Origin of the sequence: Marinobacter sp. (assembly GCF_035268745.1) — a bacterium.
Classification (GTDB): Bacteria; Pseudomonadota; Gammaproteobacteria; order Pseudomonadales; family Oleiphilaceae; genus Marinobacter.
The window spans coordinates 1-5,179 of record NZ_DATFKH010000212.1 but is presented as its reverse complement, the minus strand read 5'-3'; the positions used below and the strand labels follow the sequence as shown (position 1 = coordinate 5,179).

General features: G+C 61.5%; 4 protein-coding genes. All 4 read right to left on the bottom strand.

Translation table 11 applies throughout. The annotated features are described in order from the left end of the window. The coding region (locus VJ956_RS14215; RefSeq protein ID WP_324085700.1) for an acetyl-CoA carboxylase biotin carboxylase subunit at positions 1 to 1,805 on the bottom strand (1,805 nt) is incomplete at its 3' end. Between the two features lie 5 nt (positions 1,806 to 1,810). Next, on the bottom strand, positions 1,811 to 2,614 hold the full coding sequence (locus tag VJ956_RS14210) for an enoyl-CoA hydratase-related protein (RefSeq protein ID WP_324085699.1): 804 nt from the start codon (positions 2,612 to 2,614) through the stop codon (positions 1,811 to 1,813). A gap of 14 nt (positions 2,615 to 2,628) precedes the next feature. Then, positions 2,629 to 4,236, bottom strand: a complete 1,608-nt coding sequence (locus tag VJ956_RS14205) for a carboxyl transferase domain-containing protein (RefSeq protein ID WP_324085698.1) — start codon at positions 4,234 to 4,236, stop codon at positions 2,629 to 2,631. A gap of 324 nt (positions 4,237 to 4,560) precedes the next feature. Further along, on the bottom strand, positions 4,561 to 5,179 hold a 619-nt coding region (locus VJ956_RS14200; protein WP_324085697.1), incomplete at its 5' end, for an acyl-CoA dehydrogenase family protein.

Here is a 5,179-nt window from a genome sequence, read left to right as displayed (position 1 = left end):
ACTGCGACGATGGCCCCGTTCATGGGGGCAGACAGGCTGCCTTCGCCGGCCATCTCCTCAAAGCCGTAAGTTTCCCGGTACAGGACGCACTGGAAGGTATCGCCTTCGTAGAAAAGCACCAGCTGGTCGTTGTGCAGGTTGCCATGGATGCTGATGCGGTGGCCGTTAATCACCGCCTGCAGGAAGTCGTCGTCGAGGCGGGCGGTCAGGTTGTACACGCTGTCGCCGACGAACACCTGGTAGCGGTCGTCCCGTTCCAGAACCTTGAGCTCGTGGATTTCTGCGCCTACCTGCAGCTGCAGGGGCTGGGCATATTCGGAGTTCATGCGCCAGCTGTTCTGGCGGCCGAACGGCGACCAGGGGTCGGTGCTGACCACTTCCCGGGATTTGCGCTGTTCCAGCACGAAACCGGCGGCCAGTACCAGGGCCTTGTGAGTATCAAGTCGTGATTTCGGGAACAACAGGTCCCGGTGGTCGTCGATAAAGCCGGTGGTCAGTTCCGCCTCGCGGAACGGCTGTGCGTCGGCCAGGGCGTGGAGAAAGCGGATGTTGGTTTTCACCCCGGCGATGCGGTAGTGCTCCAGAGCCTGCACCATGCGGTTGATGGCCTGGCCCCGAGTTTCATCCCAGACGATGAGTTTGGCAATCATCGGGTCGTAGTGGATGCTGATGTCGTCACCTTCGGTGACGCCGGTATCCACCCGCACGTGGGCGCTTTCATCCGGTGTACTCAGGTAGCGCAGGTTGCCGGTGGCGGGCAGGAAGTCCTGGTCCGGGTCCTCGGCGTAGATGCGGGCTTCCAGGGCGTGGCCCCGGGTTTTTACCTGGCTTTGCTCCAGCGGCAGCGGGTCGCCCCAGGCCACTTTCAACTGCCATTCCACCAGGTCCTGACCGGTGACCATTTCGGTAACCGGGTGTTCCACCTGCAGGCGGGTGTTCATTTCCATGAAGAAGAAGGAGCCATCGACGTCGTAGAGGAATTCCACAGTACCGGCGCCGACATAGTTGATGGCCTGGGCGGCTTTGACGGCGGCCTCGCCCATGGCCTTGCGGGTGTCCTCGCTCAGGCCGGGGGCCGGGGCTTCTTCCAGTACTTTCTGGTGGCGGCGCTGTACCGAACAGTCGCGCTCAGCCAGATAGACGCCTTTGCCGCTCTTGTCGCAGAACACCTGGATTTCCACGTGCCGGGGCTGGGTCAGATAACGTTCGATGAGCATGTCCGGATTGCCAAAGGCGTTCTTCGATTCCCGTTTGGCGGCGGCCAGGGCGTCATCAAATTCTTCCATCCGTTCGACCACGCGCATGCCTTTGCCACCACCGCCGGCGACCGCTTTCAACAGCAGCGGAAAGCCACACTTGCCGGCCTCTTCGCGCAGGGTGTCCGGGGACTGGTCGTCGCCGTGGTAGCCCGGCACCAGTGGAACGCCGGCTTTTTGCATGATGGCTTTGGCGGCCGATTTGGAACCCATGGCCGCAATGGCCGAGGAGGGCGGGCCAATGAAGACGATACCGTTGGCTTCGCAGGCTTCGGCAAACCGGGTGTTTTCGGAAAGAAAACCGTAACCGGGATGGATGGCCTGGGCGCCGCTCTGTTTCGCCACCTCGATGATTCTGTCGGCCTTGAGGTAACTCTCGGAGCTGGGGGCAGGACCAATGTTGAAGCCTTCGTCGGCCATGGCCACATGCCGGGCGTCGGCGTCAGCATCCGAATAGACGGCGACCACCCGAATGCCCATGCGATGGGCGGTCTGTATGATCCGGCAGGCGATTTCGCCGCGGTTGGCTATGAGTATCTTGCTGAACATGTTTGTTATTCCTCCGGAACCCAGTTGGCCTTGCGTTTGTTGAGGAAAGCACTGAGCCCTTCCTGACCTTCGGCACTCACCCGGATGTCCGCGATCCGTTGTGCGGTGTCATCAATTACATCTGTGCCGATAAATTTGTGGCTGACCGCAAATACCAGAGCTTTGGCCGCTTTCATCGCTTCCGGCCCGTTGAGGGAGAGCTGGTGCAGCAGGTCGTCACAACGGCGCTCCATGGCCTCCAGGTCGGCGCAAACTTCGTGCACCAGGCCAAAGTGCTCGGCTTGCCGAGCGGTGAATACCTCTGCGCTTATAAAGTAGCGCCGGGCCTGGCGCTCACCGATGGCGCGCACCACGTAGGGACTGATCACAGCCGGAATCAGGCCCAGTTTGACCTCGCTCAGGCAGAAACTGGATTGTTCGGTGGCCAGTACCATGTCGCAGCATGCCGCGAGGCCGACGGCACCACCGAAGGCGGCACCCTGGACCAGGGCAATGACCGGCTTGGACAGGTGGTTGAGCACGTTCATCAGCCGCGCCAGTTGCCGCGAGTCGTCCAGGTTTTGCTGGCGGCTGTTGTCCGCCATGCGGCGCATCCAGCCCAGGTCAGCCCCGGCGGAGAAGTGCTTGCCTTCGGAGCGCAGGATGACGATGCTGGTGCTGTCGTCTGTGTTCACGGTTTCCAGCGCGTTGATCAGTTGCTGGATAATCACGTCGTCGAAGGCGTTGCGCTTGTCCGGGCGGTTAAGCACCACTTCGGTAACACGGTCGGCGCGCCGTTTCAGCACAACAGCTGATTCCTGACCAGTCATGGCGTTCTCCTCCGTTACATGCGGAACACGCCGAAGCGTGTCGGCTTGGCCGGGCGGTTAAGGGTGGCGGACAGGCTCAGGGCAACAACTTCACGGGTCTGTGCCGGGTCGATCACGCCGTCGTCCCAGAGCCGGGCGCTGGCATAGTAGGGATGGCCCTGATGTTCGTAGGAATCGACGATCGGTTTCTTGAACTCGGCCTCGTCCTCGGTGCTCCAGTGCTGGCCCTTGCGCTCCATGCCTTCGCGCCTGACGGTGGCCAGCACACCCGCGGCCTGCTCGCCGCCCATCACCGAGATGCGGGCGTTGGGCCACATCCACAGGAAGTCGGGGCTGTAGGCGCGGCCACACATGCCGTAGTTGCCGGCGCCAAAGCTGCCGCCGATCAGTACGGTAATCTTGGGTACCTCGGCACAGGCCACGGCCATCACCATCTTGGCGCCGTGCTTGGCGATGCCGTCGGCTTCGTGTTTCTGGCCCACCATGAAGCCGGTGATGTTCTGCAGGAACAGCAGGGGGATGTTGCGCTGGCAGCAGAGTTCGATGAAGTGCGCGCCTTTCTGGGCGGACTCGCTGAACAGGATGCCGTTGTTGGCGATGATGCCGACCGGGTAGCCGTGGATATGGGCAAAGCCGGTGACCAGGGTCTGGCCGTAGTAACGTTTGAATTCGTCAAACTCGGAGCCGTCGACCGTGCGGGCAATAACATCGCGCACGTCGAACTGTTTGCGCAGGTCAGTGCCGACAATGCCGTAGATTTCCTCGACATTGAACAGCGGCGCCCTGGGCTTGCGGATCTCCACGTCAGCCGGTTTGCGGCGGTTGAGGTTGGAGATGCAGCGCCGGGCAATTGCCAGGGCGTGGGCGTCGTTTTCCGCGTAATGGTCGGCCACCCCGGAGACCTTGCAGTGGACGTCGGCGCCTCCCAGGTCCTCGGCGCTGACCACTTCACCGGTGGCCGCTTTCACCAGCGGCGGACCAGCCAGGAAGATGGTGCCCTGATTGCGCACAATGATGGACTCGTCGGCCATGGCCGGTACATAGGCGCCACCGGCGGTGCACAGGCCCATAACGACGGCGATCTGGGGGATATCGTCGGCAGACATGCGGGCCTGGTTGAAAAAGATGCGGCCGAAGTGGTCGCGGTCGGGAAAGACCTCGTCCTGTCTTGGCAGGTTGGCGCCGCCGGAATCCACCAGGTAGATGCAGGGCAGGCGGTTCTGCAGGGCGATTTCCTGGGCACGCAGGTGTTTTTTCACCGTCAGCGGGTAGTAGGTTCCGCCTTTGACGGTGGCGTCGTTGGCGATGATCATGCATTCGGTGCCGGAGACCCGGCCGACGCCAGCAATAACTCCCGCAGCGGGGACTTCTTCGTCGTAGACGTTGTAGGCGGCGAACTGGCCCACTTCAAGGAAGGGAGAACCGTCGTCCAGCAGACGGTTGATGCGTTCGCGGGGCAGCAGTTTGCCACGGGCGATATGACGCTCCTGGTAGGAGGGGCCACCGCCCTGCTGGATAGTGGCGACTTTGTCCCGCAGGTCCGCCACGGCTTTTGCCATGGATTCCTGATTGGCCAGGAACTCGTCGGATCTTGGATTTACTTTGCTTTGGAGTATTGTCATTTTTTCTGGTCCGTGAGTTTGGAGTGTCGGGACTGGCAGAAGGGCAGTTCGGGAAACGCTACGAGCACATCCATGTGCGCTTGGCTTCGGCCTTCCCTGGCCGAAGACATTCCCGAACTACCCTTCTGCCACTCCCTCTGCAAACTATTCGTTGGCCTGCACCAATCTTTGTCTCTGTCCGATACGCGGCACGGTGCCCGAAGCGGGCGGTGAGGTGGGCTTTCCAGGAATGTCTTCGGCCAAGGATGGCCGAAGCCAAGCGCACACGGACGTGCTTGTAGCGTTTCCTGGAAAGCCCACCTCACCGTCCGCCTCCCCTAAGGTCTAGTTGTTGAGATACAACTCCCGCCCAATCAGCATCCGGCGGATTTCGGATGTACCGGCGCCGATTTCGTACAGCTTGGCGTCCCGCAGCAGACGGCCTGTCGGGTATTCATTGATGTAGCCGTTGCCGCCGAGCAGCTGGATGGCGTCCAGGGCCAGTTTGGTGGCCATTTCCGCTGAATAGAGAATCGCCCCGGCAGCGTCTTTTCTGGTGGTGTTGCCACGGTCGGCGGACATGGCGACCATGTAGACGTAGGATTTGGCGGTATTCATCCAGGTGTACATGTCGGCGACTTTACCCTGTACCAGTTCGAACTCACCGATGGCCTGGCCGAACTGTTTGCGTTCGCGGATGTAGGGAACCACTGCGTCCATGGCTGCCTGCATGATGCCCAGGGGGCCGCCGGCGAGCACCAGGCGTTCGTAGTCGAGGCCGCTCATAAGTACTTTGGCGCCGTTGCCCAGGCCCCCCATGACATTTTCTTTGGGCACTTTGGCGTCCTGGAATACCAGTTCACAGGTGTTGGAACCGCGCATGCCGAGCTTGTCCAGCTTCTGGGCCTGGGTGAATCCCGGGGTGTCCCGTTCGACAATAAAGGCAGTGATGCCACGGTGGCCG